Source organism: Alloyangia pacifica, from assembly GCF_020524285.1.
In the GTDB taxonomy this organism is placed as follows: domain Bacteria; phylum Pseudomonadota; class Alphaproteobacteria; order Rhodobacterales; family Rhodobacteraceae; genus Salipiger; species Salipiger pacificus_B.
Genome location: NZ_JAIVKX010000008.1, coordinates 17,778 through 33,342, shown reverse-complemented (window position 1 = coordinate 33,342; position 15,565 = coordinate 17,778). Strand labels below are relative to the sequence as shown.

Annotated in this window: 15 protein-coding genes; 8 read left to right on the top strand and 7 right to left on the bottom strand. The window is 68.8% G+C overall.

The features are described 5' to 3' along the window. Window positions 1–40 precede the first annotated feature (40 nt). Window positions 41–931, bottom strand: coding sequence for an NAD-dependent epimerase/dehydratase family protein (locus tag LC039_RS11810; protein ID WP_226624405.1), 891 nt, complete (start codon window positions 929–931; stop codon window positions 41–43). 185 nt (window positions 932–1,116) lie between these two features. On the opposite strand from LC039_RS11810, the gene trpA reads away from it, so the two are divergent. From trpA to LC039_RS11780, 6 genes are all read left to right on the top strand, one after another. Beyond that, entirely contained in the window at window positions 1,117–1,908 is a 792-nt protein-coding gene (gene trpA / locus LC039_RS11805; RefSeq protein WP_226624403.1) for a tryptophan synthase subunit alpha, read from the top strand. Window positions 1,909–2,233: 325 nt separating this feature from the next. Then, window positions 2,234–3,127 carry an L-threonate dehydrogenase gene (gene ltnD / locus LC039_RS11800; protein ID WP_226624402.1) on the top strand — a complete coding sequence of 298 codons (894 nt, stop codon included), beginning with the start codon at window positions 2,234–2,236 and terminating at the stop codon, window positions 3,125–3,127. Beyond that, window positions 3,127–4,353: a 3-oxo-tetronate kinase gene (gene otnK, locus LC039_RS11795; protein WP_226624398.1), complete on the top strand. Its 1,227-nt coding sequence runs from the start codon at window positions 3,127–3,129 to the stop codon at window positions 4,351–4,353. Before ltnD ends, otnK begins: the two co-directional genes overlap by 1 nt. Further along, window positions 4,350–4,994: a 3-oxo-tetronate 4-phosphate decarboxylase gene (gene otnC / locus LC039_RS11790; RefSeq protein WP_226624396.1), complete on the top strand. Its 645-nt coding sequence runs from the start codon at window positions 4,350–4,352 to the stop codon at window positions 4,992–4,994. The genes otnK and otnC overlap by 4 nt, the downstream gene beginning before the upstream one ends. Before the next feature lie 3 nt (window positions 4,995–4,997). After that, the gene (locus LC039_RS11785) at window positions 4,998–5,777 is read left to right on the top strand and encodes a hydroxypyruvate isomerase family protein (protein ID WP_226624391.1); all 780 of its coding nucleotides are present in this window, start codon (window positions 4,998–5,000) and stop codon (window positions 5,775–5,777) included. A gap of 18 nt (window positions 5,778–5,795) precedes the next feature. Continuing rightward, the gene (locus tag LC039_RS11780; RefSeq protein WP_226624390.1) at window positions 5,796–6,731 is read left to right on the top strand and encodes a 2-hydroxyacid dehydrogenase; all 936 of its coding nucleotides are present in this window, start codon (window positions 5,796–5,798) and stop codon (window positions 6,729–6,731) included. A 91-nt stretch (window positions 6,732–6,822) separates the two neighbouring features. Here LC039_RS11780 and LC039_RS11775 read toward each other — a convergent pair whose 3' ends face one another. The 6 genes from LC039_RS11775 to LC039_RS11750 form a co-directional block, all read right to left on the bottom strand. Continuing rightward, a complete protein-coding gene (locus LC039_RS11775; protein WP_226624389.1) occupies window positions 6,823–8,106 on the bottom strand; it encodes an MFS transporter in 1,284 nt (427 codons plus the stop codon). 154 nt (window positions 8,107–8,260) lie between these two features. After that, the gene (locus tag LC039_RS11770) at window positions 8,261–9,166 is read right to left on the bottom strand and encodes a sugar kinase (protein ID WP_226624388.1); all 906 of its coding nucleotides are present in this window, start codon (window positions 9,164–9,166) and stop codon (window positions 8,261–8,263) included. Beyond that, a complete protein-coding gene (locus LC039_RS11765) occupies window positions 9,163–10,314 on the bottom strand; it encodes a fumarylacetoacetate hydrolase family protein (RefSeq protein WP_226624386.1) in 1,152 nt (383 codons plus the stop codon). Before LC039_RS11765 ends, LC039_RS11770 begins: the two co-directional genes overlap by 4 nt. Before the next feature lie 50 nt (window positions 10,315–10,364). Then, window positions 10,365–11,738, bottom strand: a complete 1,374-nt coding sequence (locus tag LC039_RS11760) for an FAD-binding oxidoreductase (RefSeq protein WP_226624384.1) — start codon at window positions 11,736–11,738, stop codon at window positions 10,365–10,367. A 280-nt stretch (window positions 11,739–12,018) separates the two neighbouring features. After that, a complete protein-coding gene (locus LC039_RS11755) occupies window positions 12,019–12,930 on the bottom strand; it encodes a dihydrodipicolinate synthase family protein (RefSeq protein ID WP_226624382.1) in 912 nt (303 codons plus the stop codon). 35 nt (window positions 12,931–12,965) lie between these two features. Beyond that, complete coding sequence (locus tag LC039_RS11750; protein ID WP_226624381.1) at window positions 12,966–13,565, bottom strand: LysE family translocator; 600 nt, start codon at window positions 13,563–13,565, stop codon at window positions 12,966–12,968. Between the two features lie 204 nt (window positions 13,566–13,769). Between LC039_RS11750 and LC039_RS11745 the strand changes: the two genes are divergently transcribed. Beyond that, window positions 13,770–14,531, top strand: a complete 762-nt coding sequence (locus tag LC039_RS11745) for an SDR family oxidoreductase (RefSeq protein WP_226624378.1) — start codon at window positions 13,770–13,772, stop codon at window positions 14,529–14,531. Between the two features lie 23 nt (window positions 14,532–14,554). Next, window positions 14,555–15,478, top strand: a complete 924-nt coding sequence (locus LC039_RS11740) for an NAD(P)-dependent oxidoreductase (RefSeq protein WP_226624376.1) — start codon at window positions 14,555–14,557, stop codon at window positions 15,476–15,478. Window positions 15,479–15,565 lie beyond the last annotated feature (87 nt).

Below are 15,565 nucleotides of genomic sequence, written 5' to 3'. Positions count from 1 at the left end.
CTGCGCCGCACCTTGATACCTGTCAAATCCCGGCCGCCGCTCAGCTTCCGAGCGCGCTGCGCCAGTCGTACTGCGGTGAAAACCCGAGCATCTGCCGCGCCTTGGCGTTGCTGTAGAAGGCCTGCCGCGGCTGCATCGGGCTTTTCACCGGCACGTCGTCGTAGAAGCGTGCGCGGATCTCCGCGTTGTCCTGCGGTACGGCGAGGTCGTCATTGGCAACGTTGAAAAGCTGGAAGCCGAGCCCGTCCGTCTCGAGGCAGCGGCTGACCATCTGCGCCAGGTCGCGCACGTCGATATAGCCGAAGATATTGCGCAGCCGCGGCGCGGGATCGTCGGCGTAGGCGGGGAAATCGCGGTGGTAGTCTTCGATCTCGCAGACGTTGGAGATGCGCAGCCCGTAGATGTCCTGCCCGCTGCGCCGCTGGATGCCGCGCGCGGTCACCTCGTTGGACACCTTCGACAGCGCATAGGCGTCCTCGGGGACGACCGGGTGTTCCTCGTCGATCGGCAGATACTCGGGCTTGCGCTCGCCCCGCGCGAAGCAGATGCCGTAGGTCGTCTCGGAACTGGCGAAGACCACCTTGGGAATGCGCAGCTTCGCCGCGGCTTCCAGCATGTTGTAGGTCGAGATCGTGTTGACCCGGTAGGTCTCGCAGTCGGGCTTGATCAGTATGCGGGCAAGGGCGCCGAAATGCACCACCGCGTCGAACGCAGGCTGCGCGCCGCCGCCATCGAGCTCGTCGAAGCTCGCGAGTGAGGTCATCGCGCTCCAGACCTGCCCCGGGTCGGTCAGGTCGGTGATCAGGTCGTGCACGCCGGGGTGTCCGAGCGGCGCAAGGTCCGCGTTCAGGATGCGGTGCCCGGCGTCTGCAAGGTGCCGCACCACGTGCCGCCCGGCCTTGCCGCTGCCGCCGGTGAACAGAATGCGCATGTCGTCCTCCTTCTCTCCTCGGGCACAGCATTCAACCCAAAGCCGCGAAGGTCCAGAGCGGCCATCGATTTTCACCCCATTGATTTTCCCCCGGGTATCCGGCACAGGTTTCGCGACATTCTGGAAGGCGTCGCGCCTTCCGCCGTTGACCAGCCTGTGACGCGCCTCTGAAGGGAAAGACCGCCATGACCCGCATCGACGCCAAGTTCGCCGCCCTGAAGGCCGAGGGAAAGAAGGGCTTCGTCGCCTACGTGATGGCCGGGGACCCCGATTACGACCGCTCGCTCGAGCTGGTGCGCGGCCTGCCGGGGGCCGGTGTCGACGTGATCGAGCTGGGCCTGCCCTTCACCGACCCGATGGCCGATGGCGAGACCATCCAGCTCGCCGGCCAGCGCGCGCTCGAGGCGGGCATGACGCTGAACCGCACGCTGCAGATGGTGCGTGACTTCCGCGATGCGGACGACACCACGCCGATCGTGCTGATGGGCTACTACAACCCGATCTACAGCCACGGCGTGGACGCCTTCCTCGAAGAGGCGCGCGAGGCCGGCATCGACGGTCTGATCATCGTCGACCTGCCGCCCGAAGAGGACGAGGAACTCTGCATCCCGGCGCAGAAGGCGGGTCTCAACTTCATCCGCCTCGCCACGCCGACCACCGACGACAAGCGCCTGCCCAAGGTGCTGCAGAACACCTCGGGCTTCGTCTACTACGTCTCGATCACCGGCATCACCGGCGCAGCCGCGGCGCAGGCCACCGACGTCGGCCCCGAGGTCGCGCGGATCAAGGCGGGCACAGATCTGCCGGTCATCGTCGGCTTCGGCATCCGCACCCCCGAGACCGCCGAGAGCATCGCCTCGGTCGCCGACGGCTGCGTCGTCGGCTCGGCCATCGTCGGCGCCATGGCCGAGGGCAAGCCGGTCTCCGAGGTGCTCGCCTTCGTGAAATCCCTCGCCGACGGCGCCCACCGCGCCTGAGGGTCGCTTCGCCGGAAACCTGCAAGAGCCGCGCCGCCCGTCAAGCGCGGCTTTTCCATGTCGGCCGCTCGCAGCGGTCGTCCCCTTCTTCTCTTTCCAAATACGCCGGGGAGCGCGAGGGGCAGCGCCCCTCGCTAACGGAGCGCTGCTCCATGCGGTTTGCCGAGCCTTCGGCGCGGGAGCGGAGCGCGTCGCGGTCCGCGTGACCTGCCCGGCGCGCAGCATGGGACCGGGCCACCTGCCACGTTACCGCAACCACCCGCATTGACTCTCCCACTCACAGGCTCCATCCTCATTTGGTATACCATTTTGCGGGAGGAGCACTTTGGCAGAGATCACGGTGATCGGGCTCGGCTCGATGGGCATGGGCATGGCGCAGTCGCTGCTGCGCGCCGGGCATGTGGTGCACGGATTGGATATCTCGAGCGAGCGGACGGCGGCCTTCGAGGCCGAGGGGGGCGCGCCGGGCAGCCTCGCAGAGGCGCTGGGCGCGAGCTCGGTGCTGGTCTGCGTGGTGCTCAACGCGGCGCAGACGCGCGAGGTGCTCTTCGGCTCCGGCGGCGCGGCCGAGCATCTGGCAGAGGGTGCGGCGATCATCTCCTGCGCCACCATCGCGCCGAGCCAGGCGCGCGAATTCGCCGGCCTCGCCTCGGCCGAGGGGCTGCATTACCTCGATGCGCCGATCTCCGGCGGCGCGATCAAGGCCGCGCAGGGGCAGCTCTCGATCATGGCCTCGGGCACGCCGGAGGCCTTCGCCGCCGCGCAGCCAGCGCTCGACGCCATGGCCGCCACCGTGCACCGGCTGGGAGACGAGGCCGGGGCGGGCAGCGCGATGAAGGCGGTGAACCAATTGCTCGCAGGCGTGCATATCGCGGCCATGGGCGAGGCAATGGCGCTCGGCATCAGCCAGGGGCTCGACCCGGCGCGCATCGTCGAGGTGATCTCGGCCTCCGCCGGCACCAGCTGGATGTTCGAGAACCGCGGCCCTCACGTCGTGGAGGGCGACTACACGCCGCGCTCGGCGGTGAACATCTGGCCCAAGGATCTGGGCATCGTCGGCGGCATCGCCGGCGAGGCGCAGCTGCCGGTGCCGATGACCGAGGCCGCGCTGACCCAGTTCAAGGCCGCCGCCGTGGCGGGAGACGGGCTGATCGACGACGCCGCGGTGATCAAGGTCTATGCCCGCGCGGCGGGCCTCGCATTGCCGGGAGACGACTGATGCTGCTGGGTTGTATCGGCGACGATTTCACCGGCTCGAGCGATCTCGGCAACACGCTGGTCAAGCAGGGCATGCGCACGGTGCAATACGTCGGCGTGCCGAAGACCGACGCCGCGCCGGAGGTCGAGGCCGGGGTGGTGGCGCTGAAGTCGCGCTCCATTCCCGCCGCCGAGGCGGTGAAGCTGTCCCTGGAAGCGCTGGAGTGGCTGAAGGCGCAGGGGTGCGAGCAGTTTCTCTTCAAGTATTGCTCGACTTTCGATTCCACCGCGGAGGGCAATATCGGCCCCGTCGCCGAGGCGCTGGCCGACGCGCTGGGGACCGAGAGCGTCATCTTCTGCCCGGCCTTCCCGGCGACGGGGCGGACGATCTACCAGGGCCACCTCTTCGTACAGGATCACCTGCTGTCGGAGTCGGGCATGGAGAACCATCCCCTGACGCCGATGAAAGACCCCGACCTGCGCCGCGTGCTCGCCGCGCAGGTCTCGCGCGGCGTCGGCCATGTGCCCGCCGGCACCGTCTGGCAGGGGGCCGAGGCGATCCGCGCGACGCTGGCGTCCGAGGCGGAGGCGGGCCGCGGCTTCGTCATCGCCGACGCGATCCGCGACGAGGACTTGCTGACCTGGGGCAGGGCCCTCGAGGGGACCAAGCTGCTCACCGGCGGTTCGGGCATCGCGCTCGGCCTTCCGGGCAATTTCGCGCTGTCCGGCAAGGCTGGCGCTTGGACGGGGCAGGGCGGTCAGGTGGTCGCCCTTTCGGGCTCCTGCTCGAACGCCACGCGTGCGCAGGTCGCCGCCCACGCGGGACCGAAGCGCGAGGTCACCGCGGAGGAGGCGCTGGCGGGGCTCGAGGCCGACACGCTTGCCGAGTGGGCGCTGGCGCAGGACGGGCTGCCGCTGATCTATTCCTCGGCCGAGCCCGCCACCGTGGCCGAGGCGCAGCAAAGGCATGGCCGCGAGACGGTCGCCGCCGCGCTGGAGGGGCTCTTTGCCAAGACCGCGGCCGCGCTGGCCGCCAAGGGTGTGAAGCGCATCATCAGCGCCGGGGGCGAGACCTCGGGCGCGGTGGTCGAGGCGCTGGCGCCCGAGGCGCTGGAGATCGGGCCGGAGATCGACCCCGGCGTGCCGGTCATGCGCGCGGGCGACATGGTGCTGGCGCTGAAGTCCGGCAACTTCGGGGCCGAGGACTTCTTTGCCAAGGCCGCCCGCGTGATGGAGCAGGGGGCATGAGCGAGAGCAAGCTGCGCGAGCAGATCTGCGAGATGGCCGCGTCGATGTTCCAACGCGGCCTCACCGGCGGTGCTTCGGGCAATATTTCGGCGCGCACCGAGGATGGTGGGCTGCTGGTGTCGCCCACCGGCTCGAGCTTCGGCAGCCTCGATCCGGCGCGGCTTTCGCGCTTCGATGCGGCCGGGATCCTCATCGATGGCGACAAGCCGACCAAGGAGATGCCGCTGCACAGCGCCTTCTACGAGACGCGCGGCAAGACCGGGGCGGTGGTGCACCTGCATTCGAGCCACGCGGTGGCCTGGTCGATGATGCCCGACATCGATCCCGACAACCTTCTGCCGCCGCTCACGGCCTATGCGGTGATGCGGCTCGGCAAGGTGCGGTTGCTGCCGTTCTTCGTGCCGGGCGATCCGGCCATGGGCGACGCGGTGCGCGGGCTGGCGGGCAAGCGCTCGGCGGTGGTGCTGGCCAACCATGGCCCGGTGGTGGCGGGCAAGGACCTCGAGGCCGCCGTCTACGCGATGGAAGAACTGGAGGAGACCGCCAAGCTCGCGCTGCTGCTGCAGGGGCACAGGCCGCGCATGCTCACCTCCGGGCAGGTGCAGCAGGTGGTCACGAAATTCGACGTGGACTGGGATTGAGACATGAAGTTTTCGGCCAATATCGGCTTTCTCTACACCGAGTTGCCGCTGCCCGAGCGCATCCGCGCCGCGGCGCGCGACGGCTTCGACGCGGTGGAGTGCCATTTCCCCTATGACGTGCCGCCCGAGGAGATGAAGGCGGCGCTCGACGAGACCGGCTTTGACATGCTCGGGCTCAACACCGTGCCGGGCGACGTGGCCGCGGGCGATTTCGGGCTCGCCGCGCTGCTGGAGCGGCGCGAGGACGCCGCCGCGGCGGTGCGCCAGGCGGTCGCCTATGGCGAGGCGATCGGGGCGCGGAACGTGCACGTGATGGCGGGCCGCACCGATGGCGGCGCGGAGGCCGAGGCGACCTACCGCGAGACGCTCGCGCTGGCCTGCGATCTCGCGGGCGCGGCGGGCATGGGGGTGCTGATCGAGCCGATCAACCATCGCGACGTGGCGGGCTATCACCTGTCCCGTGTCGAGCATGCCGCCGAGATCGTCGCGGCGATGGGGCGCGACAACCTGCGCATCATGTTCGACTGCTATCACACGCAGATCATGCAGGGGGATCTGACCGCGCGGTTCAAGGCGCATCTGCCGATGATCGGCCACGTGCAGATCGCCGCGGTGCCGGATCGTGGCGAGCCCGATGGCGGCGAGATCTGCTTCGAACGCCTGCTGGCCTCCTTTGCCGAGGTCGGATGGGCGGCGCCGGTGGGCGCGGAATACAAGCCGCGCGGCGGGGATACGGCGGCGGGCCTCGGCTGGCTCGCCCCCCTGCGCGCGGCGCTGGTTTGAGCTGAAAGGATCATCGAGATGACGGACGTACTGGCAGTGGGCAAGCCCGACCAGATGAGCCGCGAGCCTCTGGCCGAGCTGGGCTGGACCCACGTGGAAAGCCTCGACGCCGCGCAGGCGCTGGACGCGGACACCCGCAAGGGCGTGAAGGCCATCGCCTTCTACGGCCACGCCCCCTTCGCGGGCGCGCAGATGGACGCCTTCCCGGGCCTCGGCCTGATCGCCAACTTCGGCGTCGGCTATGACGCGATCAACGTCACGGACGCCTCGGCGCGCGCCATCAAGGTGACCAACACGCCCGACGTGCTGAACGACGACGTGGCCGACCTCGCCGTGGCCATGCTGCTCGACTACTGCCGCGACATGCGCGGCGCCGAGGCGCGGGTGCGCTCCGGCGCCTGGGGCAAGGAGGGGGCGCACCCGTTGCAGCGCAAGATGAGCGGGCAGAAGGCGGGCATCCTCGGCATGGGCCGGATCGGGCGCGAGATCGCCGACCGTCTCGCGGCCTTCAAGATGGAGATGCACTACCACGCGCGCTCCGAGAAGGAGACGCCGGGCTGGACCTTCCACGCCGATCCCGTGTCGCTGGCGCGCGAGGTGGATTTCCTGGTGATCGCCCTCGTCGGAGGCCCGGCCACCGAGGGCTACGTGTCGAAGGAGGTGATCGAGGCGCTGGGTCCGACCGGCGTGCTGATCAACATCTCGCGCGGCACCACGGTTGACGAGGAGGCGCTGATCGAGGCGCTGCAGCAGGGCAAGATCGCCGGCGCGGGCCTCGATGTGTTCCTCAACGAGCCCAACCCGGATGCGCGCTTCCTGACATTGGAGAACGCGGTGCTGCAGCCGCACCAGGCCTCGGCCACCAAGGAAACGCGCGCCGCCATGGGGCAGCTTCAGCGCGACAATATCGCGGCCTTCCTCGCCGGCAAGGATCTGCTGACCCCGGTGAACTGAGCCGGGAGAGCCGAGGCGCAACGTCCGTCGAAGGACGTTGCAAGTCTCTTCGAAGAGATTTGGCCCCTGCCCGTGGCGGGGGCCGTTTCATTCAGGCCGAACCGGTGCCCGTCGCGCCGGCGTCGGCAAAGCCCGCGTCGAGCCGCCGCCAGGCCCAGGCGGTCAGCACGATCACCCCGGCCGCCGCCGCCAAGAAGGGCATCTGCAGCGCCACACCGCGCGGCATCAGGGCCTCGGCGCCGCGGATCACCAGGCCCGAGAGCAGCAGCCCGATCGGCATCATCCCCCAGGCGAAGAGCCGGTAGGTGGCGTTGACCCGCCCGAGGATCGCGTCGGGCACGTGGCGCTGGCGGTAGGAGACCGAGACCGTGTTCCACACCAGCCCGCAGAACTCGAAGGCGGCGAGCACCGCCGCCACCGCCCAGCCGTTCGGCGCCAGCGGCAGCGCGGCGAAGGCCAGCGCCGAGGCCAGCGTCATCCATTGCGCCGAGGGGCCATTGCCCAGCTTGCGCACGATGCGCTCGGCGCAGAAGCCGCCCAGCACCCCGCCGAGCGCCCCCGCGGCGAGGATCAGCCCGTAGCCCGAGGCGCCGAGGCCGAGGTTCTCCTGCACGTGCAGCACCAGCGCGATGACGACCATCTGGTGCAGCAGGTTCCACACGCCGGTGATCACCGCCAGGAGCCGCAGCAAGGCCGAGCCGCGCAGGAAGGCGAGCCCGTCGCCGAGCTCTCTCTTCCAGTCGCGCCCGCCGGTCCGGCGGGGGGTGAATTGGCCCTTCAGCGAATGCATCAGACCCACGGCGAGCAGGAAGCACAGCGCGTTCAGCGCGAAGGGCAGCCAGACCACCGAGGCGATGAGGAACGCGCCGACTGCCGGCCCGAGCAGCGCATTGCCGACCATCTCGACGCTCCACAGCCGACCGTTGGCGCGCTCGAGCTGGTCGTGCGGCACGATGGCGGGCAGCATGGTCTGCGCGGCGCTGTCGCGGAACACCTCGGCGGTGCCCACGAGCAGCGCGCAGCCGAGCAGCGCCGTGAAGAGGCCGGGGCTGGCGGTGCCCGTGTCCGGCGCGGGGGCGAGGGGCAGGGCCCGCCATATGGTGAGGGCGGCCAGGGCAAAGGCGCAGGCCCGCACCACGTCCATGGCGAGGATCAGCCGCCGCCGGTCCACCCGGTCGGTGACCACCCCGGCGGGCAGGGCAAACAGGAACCACGGCAGCCGCAGGGTGATCGGCATCAGCGTGACCAGCAGCGGATCGCGGGTCAGCAGCGTCGCCAGCCAGGCCCAGACCACCACGGCCACGCCGTCGGCGAGGTTGGTCATGCCGCTGGCGAGGATGAAGCGGCGCAGGGGGCTGGCGGCAGGAGCGGTCACGTGGCGTCCTTGGGGAAAGTCAGGCGGGGCGGTCGTGAAAAGCCTAAGTCCCGGAGACCGGTCGAGGTCAACAAGAACCGATCGCCCCTCTGCCGCAACGCCCCCTGTCGTCGCGGCAGATTGTGGCGGGCGGGCCAAGCCGCCCGCGCGCGGCTCAGCCGAAGATCGAGGGCACCAGCGCGCCGCGCGCCTGGATCACCTTGGCGGCGAGACGCATGGCCTCGGCAGCGGCGTCCTGCGGCGACTTGCCCTGCGCCAGCCCGGCGAGCAGCCCGGCGGCAAAGCTATCGCCCGCGGCGGTTGTGTCGACGACCGTTTCGACGGTCTCGGCGGCAATCTCGTGCTGCCCGGCCTCGCGCTGCCACAGGTGCAGCGCGGCGCCGCCCTGTTTCACCGCCACCATGTCGGCGCCGCCCTTGCGGTAGCGTTCGATGGTCTCGGAGGGGTTGGCGTCGCCGAAGAGCTCTTCCTCCTCGTCGAAGCTCGGCAGCACGATGTCGGCGGTGCGCGCGCCCATGGTCAGGCCGGCGCGCATCGCCTCGGTGCTCTCCCACAGGCGCGGGCGCAGGTTGGTGTCGAACGACACGATCGCCCCCTTCGAGCGGGCGCGGGAGAGCGCGCCGCAAAACGCCTCGCGCTGCTTCGGCGGCAGGATCGCCAGGGTGATGCCCGAGAAATGGATCATCTCGCGGCCCTTGAGGATGCCGTCGAGCCAGCTCAGGTCGTCGGCCATCAGCTTTGCCGCCGACTGACCGCGCCAGTAGGAGAAGCTGCGCTCGCCGTTGTCGAGCGAGATCATGTAGAGCCCGACGGTGCGGTCGGGGATGCGCCGGATGGTCGAGACATCCACGCCTTCGCCCGAGATGAAGTCGAGCATCTCGCTGCTCACAGCGTCCTCGCCCACGCAGGTGCCGTAGCTGACCGTCCACTCCTCCGGAAGCAGGCGGCGGGCGTACCATGCAGTGTTGAACGTGTCGCCGGCGAAGCCGCGCTTGTAGAGGCCGTCTCCGGCCTGCGACAGTTCCACCATGCATTCTCCGAGGGCGAGGAAAGCGGTCACAGAAGATTTCTCCGGGCAAGGTTACGCATCAGCGCCCCGGTGCCGAAGGTCCATTCCGGGGCCTCGGTGGAGAGCCGGACGGTGTTCTGCAGCGCGCCGAGCGCGGGTTCGGAAATGCTTACAACGTCTCCGACGTGATGTGTAAACCCCTGACCGGGGGCATCGCGGTCCTCGGTGGGCGCAAAGAGCGTGCCGAGGAACAAAAGAAAGCCATCGGGATACTGGTGATGGCGGCCTATGGTCTGCGCCACGATCGAGGCCGGGTCGCGGCTGATCTGGCTCATCGACGACGCGCCATTGAGCACGAAGCCGTCCTCGCCGGTTACCGTCATCGTCAGTTCCGCCTTGCGCACGTCGTCGAGCGTGTAGTCCTCGTCGAAGAGGCGGAGGAACGGGCCGATGGCGCAGGAGGCGTTGTTGTCCTTGGCCTTGCCGAGCAGCAGCGCCGAGCGGCCCTCGACGTCGCGCAGGTTGACGTCATTGCCCAAAGTCGCGCCGAGGATGTCGCCGCGCGAGTTGATCGCCAGAACGATCTCGGGCTCGGGGTTGTTCCACTTGCTGATCGGGTGCAGGCCGACCGTGGCGCCCCAGCCCACCGCCGCCATCGGCTGCGACTTGGTGAAGACCTCGGCATCGGGGCCGATGCCAACCTCGAGGTATTGCGACCACATGCCTTCCTGCTGCAGCACGCGCTTCACCTCCATCGCCTTCTCGGAGCCTGGCTCGATGCCGGAGAGCGAGTCGCCGATGATGGATTTCACCTTGGCGCGGATCGCCTCGGCGGCGTCGGGATCGCCCGCGGCCTGTTCCTCGATCACCCGCTCGACCATCGACTGCGCGAAGGTGACGCCGGAGGCTTTCACCGCCTGCAGATCGCAGGGGGCCAGCAGGTGCAGCACGTCGTCCCCCGCGCCCTCGGCCGAGCCTGCGGTGAGGTCCGCGAGCGTGCCGATCTCCTCGCCGGTGGCGGCGCGCAGTGTCGCAGCGGGGTCGTCGCTTTCCATCAGGTCGCGCATGGTCGGCAGCGCCTTGCTGGTGATGTCCACCAGCATCTCGCCGCGCAGGGCGACCAGAGCCGGGCCGACGCCGGGGCGCCAGACGCGGCCAACAAGAAGCGCCTCGGGGGTGGGGTTGCTCTGCGGCAGCATGGGGGTCTCCTCCGTCTTCAGTCTTGTATCTCGGGTGTGGGGGCGGACCGTCAGTCCGCGGGCGGCAGCAGCTTGCCCGGGTTCAGGATGCCCTGCGGATCAAAGGCCGTCTTGATCCGCCGCATCCAGTCCAGCGCGGGGCCGTGCTCGGCTTTCATGTACTTTTGCTTGCCGATGCCGATGCCGTGCTCTCCGGTCACCGTGCCGCTGAGCCGCAGCGCGGTCTCGTTGAGCTTGCCGGCAAAGGCGTGCACGGCCTCGACCTCGGCGGGGTCGTTCGGATCGAAGCGCGCGGCGCAGTGGAAGTTGCCGTCGCCGACATGGCCGACGATGGTGCTGACCAGACCCGCGGCGCGGGCGTCGGCCTGCGCCTGCAGCACCGCCTCGGCGAGCTGCGAGATCGGCACGCAGACATCCGTCGCCAGTGTGCCGTACTGCGCGCCGGGGCGCAGCGCGGCGGAGGCGAAATGCGCGGCGTGGCGCATCTTCCACAGGGCGTTGCGGGCCTCGGTGGTATTGGCCTCGGCCCAGGCCTCCATGCCGAAGTCCTCGGCGATCTCGCGAAAGCTCTCGGACTGTTCGGCGACGCCCGACGGGCTGCCGTGGAACTCGACGAAGAGATGCGGTTGCTCCGGCAGGTCGGAGCCCGCGTGGATGTTGAAACCGCGCACCATCATCTCGTCCACCAGCTCGATCCGCGCCATCGGCAGGCCGGACTGGATGGTCAGGATCACGCAGTTCACCGCGTCCTCGACCGAGGGGAAGCGGCAGGTGGCCGAGGCGATGCCCTCGGGCATCCCGTGCAGTTTCAGCGTCAGCTCGGTGATGATGCCGAGCGTGCCCTCGCTGCCGACCAGCAGGTGCGTCAGGTCATAGCCCGCCGAGCTCTTGCGCGCCTTGGTGCCGGTGCGGATGATGCTGCCGTCGGACATCACCGCCTCGAGCGCCAGCACGTTCTCGCGCAGGGTGCCGTAGCGCACCGCAGTGGTGCCCGAGGCGCGGGTGGCCGCCATACCGCCAAGCGAGGCATCGGCACCGGGGTCGATGGGGAAAAAGAGCCCGGTGGCCCGCAGTTCCTCGTTCAACTCGGTGCGGGTGACTCCGGGCTGAACCACCACGTTGAGATCCTCGGCATTGACCTCCAGCACCTTCTTCATGCGCGAGAAGTCGAGGCTGATGCCGCCCTGCACGGCCAGGTGCTGCCCCTCGAGCGAGGTGCCGGTGCCGAAAGGGGTGATCGGCGTGCCGGTCTCGGCGCAGAAGCGGACGATGGCGGCGACCTCCTCGGTGGTCTCGGGGAAGGCCACGGCGTCGGGCAGGGCGAGGGGGAAATGCGCCTCGTTGCGCGCGTTCTGCTCGCGGATGGCGTCGCTGGTCGAGAGGCGGTCGCCGAGGAGCTGTTCGAGCGGGGTGAAGAGGGTCATTTCTCAGGTCTCCAAGTGTGGGTGCCGGGCGCAGGCCCGCCCGCAATCGCGGCGAAGCCGCCGGGCGAGCGGTCGTTCATCATGCCGCCATCGGTTCGAGCCCGATGGACGACGCCGTCCGGGCGGGCTGGCGCTTTGTCACCCTCGTGCAACGAAATGAGGCCGCCCGGACTTGGCCGGGATAAAGTGCTGACCTCAATCTTTGCAGCGCCTTCCCACGGGCCGGCGCTCGCCTGGCTCTCGTCGCGCCGTGTGGCGTGACGGAGCCGGGGAGGCAGCCTTACTTGCCCCAGTTCAGCACGAGCGGATCGAGCGGCTTGATCAGCTCGATCAACATCGAAGCGGTGTCCGGATGCAAGGGGGCAATCGGGTGCCGACAGAAGGCCGACTTGATCACGCCGCCGACCTGCATGGCGTGCTTGGCCGAGCGGAAGCCGCACTGGCGGTTCTCATGGTTGACCGCGGGCAGCACGCGGGTATAGCCGTCGATCGCCGCCTGCCGGTTGCCGGCGAGGAAATCCACGACGATCGGTCGGATCTTGTCGGGGATCATCGCTGAGGTCATGCAGCCGGTCGCCCCGGCGTCGAGATCCGCGAGCAGGGTGATCGCCTCCTCGCCGTCGAAGGGCGCCTCGATGGCGGCGCCGCCCTCGGCGATCAGGCTGCGCAGCTTGGCGGCGGCCTGCGGGCATTCGATCTTGAAGAGCTTCAGCATCTCGATCTCGTTGGCCATCTTGACCAGCAGCGGCACCGGCAGATCGACACCCGAGAGTGGCGCGTCCTGCAGCATGATCGGAATGCCCACTTCACCCACCTGACGGAACTGCTCGAAGGTCTGCTCGGCAGTGCCCTTCATCAGCGCGCCGTGGTAGGGCGGCATCATCATCACGATGTCGGCGCCGAGGTCCTTGGCGTATTGCGCGCGCTCCACCGCGATGGGGGTGGCGTAATGCGAGATCGTCACAATCACCGGCACGCGGCCCGCCACATGCTCGACGCAGAGCTTGGTGAGGATCGCGCGCTCGTCGTCCGACAGCAGGAACTGCTCGGAGAAATTGGCGAGGATGCAGATGCCGTCGACGCCCATGTCGATGGTGCAATCCAGAACGCGCTTCATGCCCTCGAGATCAAGCGAGCCGTCGTCGTGGAACGGCGTCGGCACCACGGGCCAGCATCCGGTATATTTGGTCATTCTAAAGGTCCTCCCGAATAGTCGATGTCTGAGTGTCAGGTTCCGCCGAAGGCCGACACGAGGGCCAGCGCAACGACGCCCAGCATGGCCAGTGCCATGCCGTAATTGATCAGCCGCTGCGTGCGGTAGCTGAGGTTGAGCCGGTGCAGGGTGACGCCGGCCTTGAGCCAGGCCAGGTGCACCGGGATCCAGATCGCGTTCATGATGACGATCTTGGCGGCGGTCTCGAAGCCAAGGCTCTCTGGCGCAAAGGAAAACCCGGTGAACATGGCGGTGTTCACCGCATAGGCCTTGGGGTTGATGACCTGAAGCAGCACGCCTGCGCGCACGCCCGGCGCGGTCTTGGCCTCGATGAAGGCGATGCGGCTGCCCGCCAGGGCGATGCGCGCCGCCAGGTAGAGCAGGTAGCACACCGACAGACCCATCAGCACCACCCGAACGGCGGGCACCGACAGCACGATGGCGGCAAAGCCGGTCAGCACCAGCGTCATCACCAGGTTGGTGCCGATCCAGAGCCCGAGGCCGTAGCGCAGCCCGTCCCGCCAGCCGTAGGCCGAGCCGACCCCGGCGATCGACAGCACTCCCGGTCCGGGGGTGATGAACAGCAGGAACACGGCAGCGGCAAAGCTCAGCATGGGCCGCGCTCTCGGTCCAACAGGGCTGCGCCGGGTCTCCTCACCTCGCCTCTTCCTCTCCCGTCCCCGTGGCTCCGTCCTTGCATCCGGGGTCATTTGGTATACCATTTTCCTGAATACGGTCCCGCCCCGTTTTGTCAATGGGGGATGCGGATCCCCGCAGGCCCGGCGGCATGCGGCGGGACCACGGGAAGAGGAGCGAATATGTCCCTGTTTGATCTGACGGGCCGCACCGCGCTGGTGACCGGCTCGACCATGGGTATCGGCTACGCGCTGGCGCGCGGTCTCGCGCAGGCGGGTGCCAAGGTGCTGCTGAACGGCCGCAATCCGCAGCGGCTGGAAGAGGCGGTCGCGGCGCTGACGGCCGAGGGGCTGGCGGCCGAGGCGCTCGGTTTCGACGTCACCGACCACGCGGGCGCCCGCGCAGCCATCGACGGCTACGAGGCCGAACAGGGCCCCATCGACATCCTGATCAACAACGCCGGCATGCAGCACCGCGGCCCGCTCGAGGAGTTCGACCCCGAGGCCTTCGATCGGCTGATGCGCACCAATGTCTATTCGGCCTTCTACGTCGGCCAGGCCTGCGCGCGTCACATGATCGGGCGCGGCGCCGGCAAGATCGTCAATATCGCCTCGGTGCAGAGCGCCTTGGCGCGGCCCGGCATCGCGCCCTACACCGCCAGCAAGGGGGCGATCACCAACCTCACGAAGGGCATGGCGACCGATTGGGCCAAGCACGGGCTCAACTGCAACGCCATCGCGCCGGGCTATTTCAAGACGCCGCTGAACGCCGCGCTGGTCGCCGATCCGGAGTTCAGCGCCTGGCTGGAAAAGCGCACCCCGGCGGGCCGCTGGGGCGATGTGGAGGAATTGGTGGGCGCCTGCGTCTTCCTCTGCGCCCCGGCCTCGAGCTTCGTGAACGGCCATACGCTGTTCGTCGACGGCGGCATCACCGCCTCGTTGTAAGACATCTTTGGGAGGAGATTTTCATGAGCGACAAACCCGTAGTGGGCTTCATCGGCGTCGGGCTGATGGGCCACGGCATGGCGAAGAACATCCTCAAGGGCGGCTACCCGCTCTGGGTGAAGGGCAACCGCGACCGCGCGCCGGTCGAGGATCTGGTGGGGCAGGGGGCGCAGGAGGCGGCCTCGCCGAAGGCGATGGCCGAGACCTGCGACATCATTCACCTGTGCCTGTCGAACTCACCGCAGGTCGAGGGCGTCATGCGCGGCGAGGACGGCATCCTCGCGGGCGCGCGGCCGGGACTGATCGTGGTGGATTGCTCCACCGCCGATCCCGCCTCGACCGAGGCGCTGGCCGCCGAACTGGCGGAGAAGGGCGGGGCGATGGTCGACGCGCCGCTGGGCCGCACCCCGAAGGAGGCCGAGGAGGGCCAGCTCGATGCCATGGTCGGCGCTGACGACAAGAGCTTTGCCAAGGTGCTGCCGGTGATCGAATGCTGGGCGGGCAACATCAACCGCGTCGGCGGGGTGGGCGCGGGCCACAAGATGAAACTGGTGATGAACCTCATCTCGATGAGCTACGCCGCGCTCTACGCCGAGGCGACTGTGCTGGCGGCCAAGTCCGGCATCTCGCCGCAGACGGTTCGTCAGGTGATCGGCTCGAGCCGCCTCGGCAACGGGTTCTTCGACACCTTCATGCGCTACGCGGTGGACCGGGACATGGAGGCGCATAAGTTCAGCATCTTCAACGGCGGCAAGGACGTGCGCTACGCCAACGCCATGGCGGCCAAGGTCAATGCCCCGGCGCTGATCGCCAGCGCGACCCGGCACTATTTCTCCACCGCCGAGGCGACGGGGCACGGTGCGGACTACGTGCCGAGCCTGTCGGACCGCATCGCCGAAATGGGCGGGATCGATCTGGCCGAGGAGGTGAAGAAGGGGGAAGGGTAGAGCGCTTCAATCGCACTTGCGCCAATCCGCCCGGAATCAAGCCGGCGGCGCCGGGCGAGCAGTCGTCCATTGCGGCGCCATCGGTTC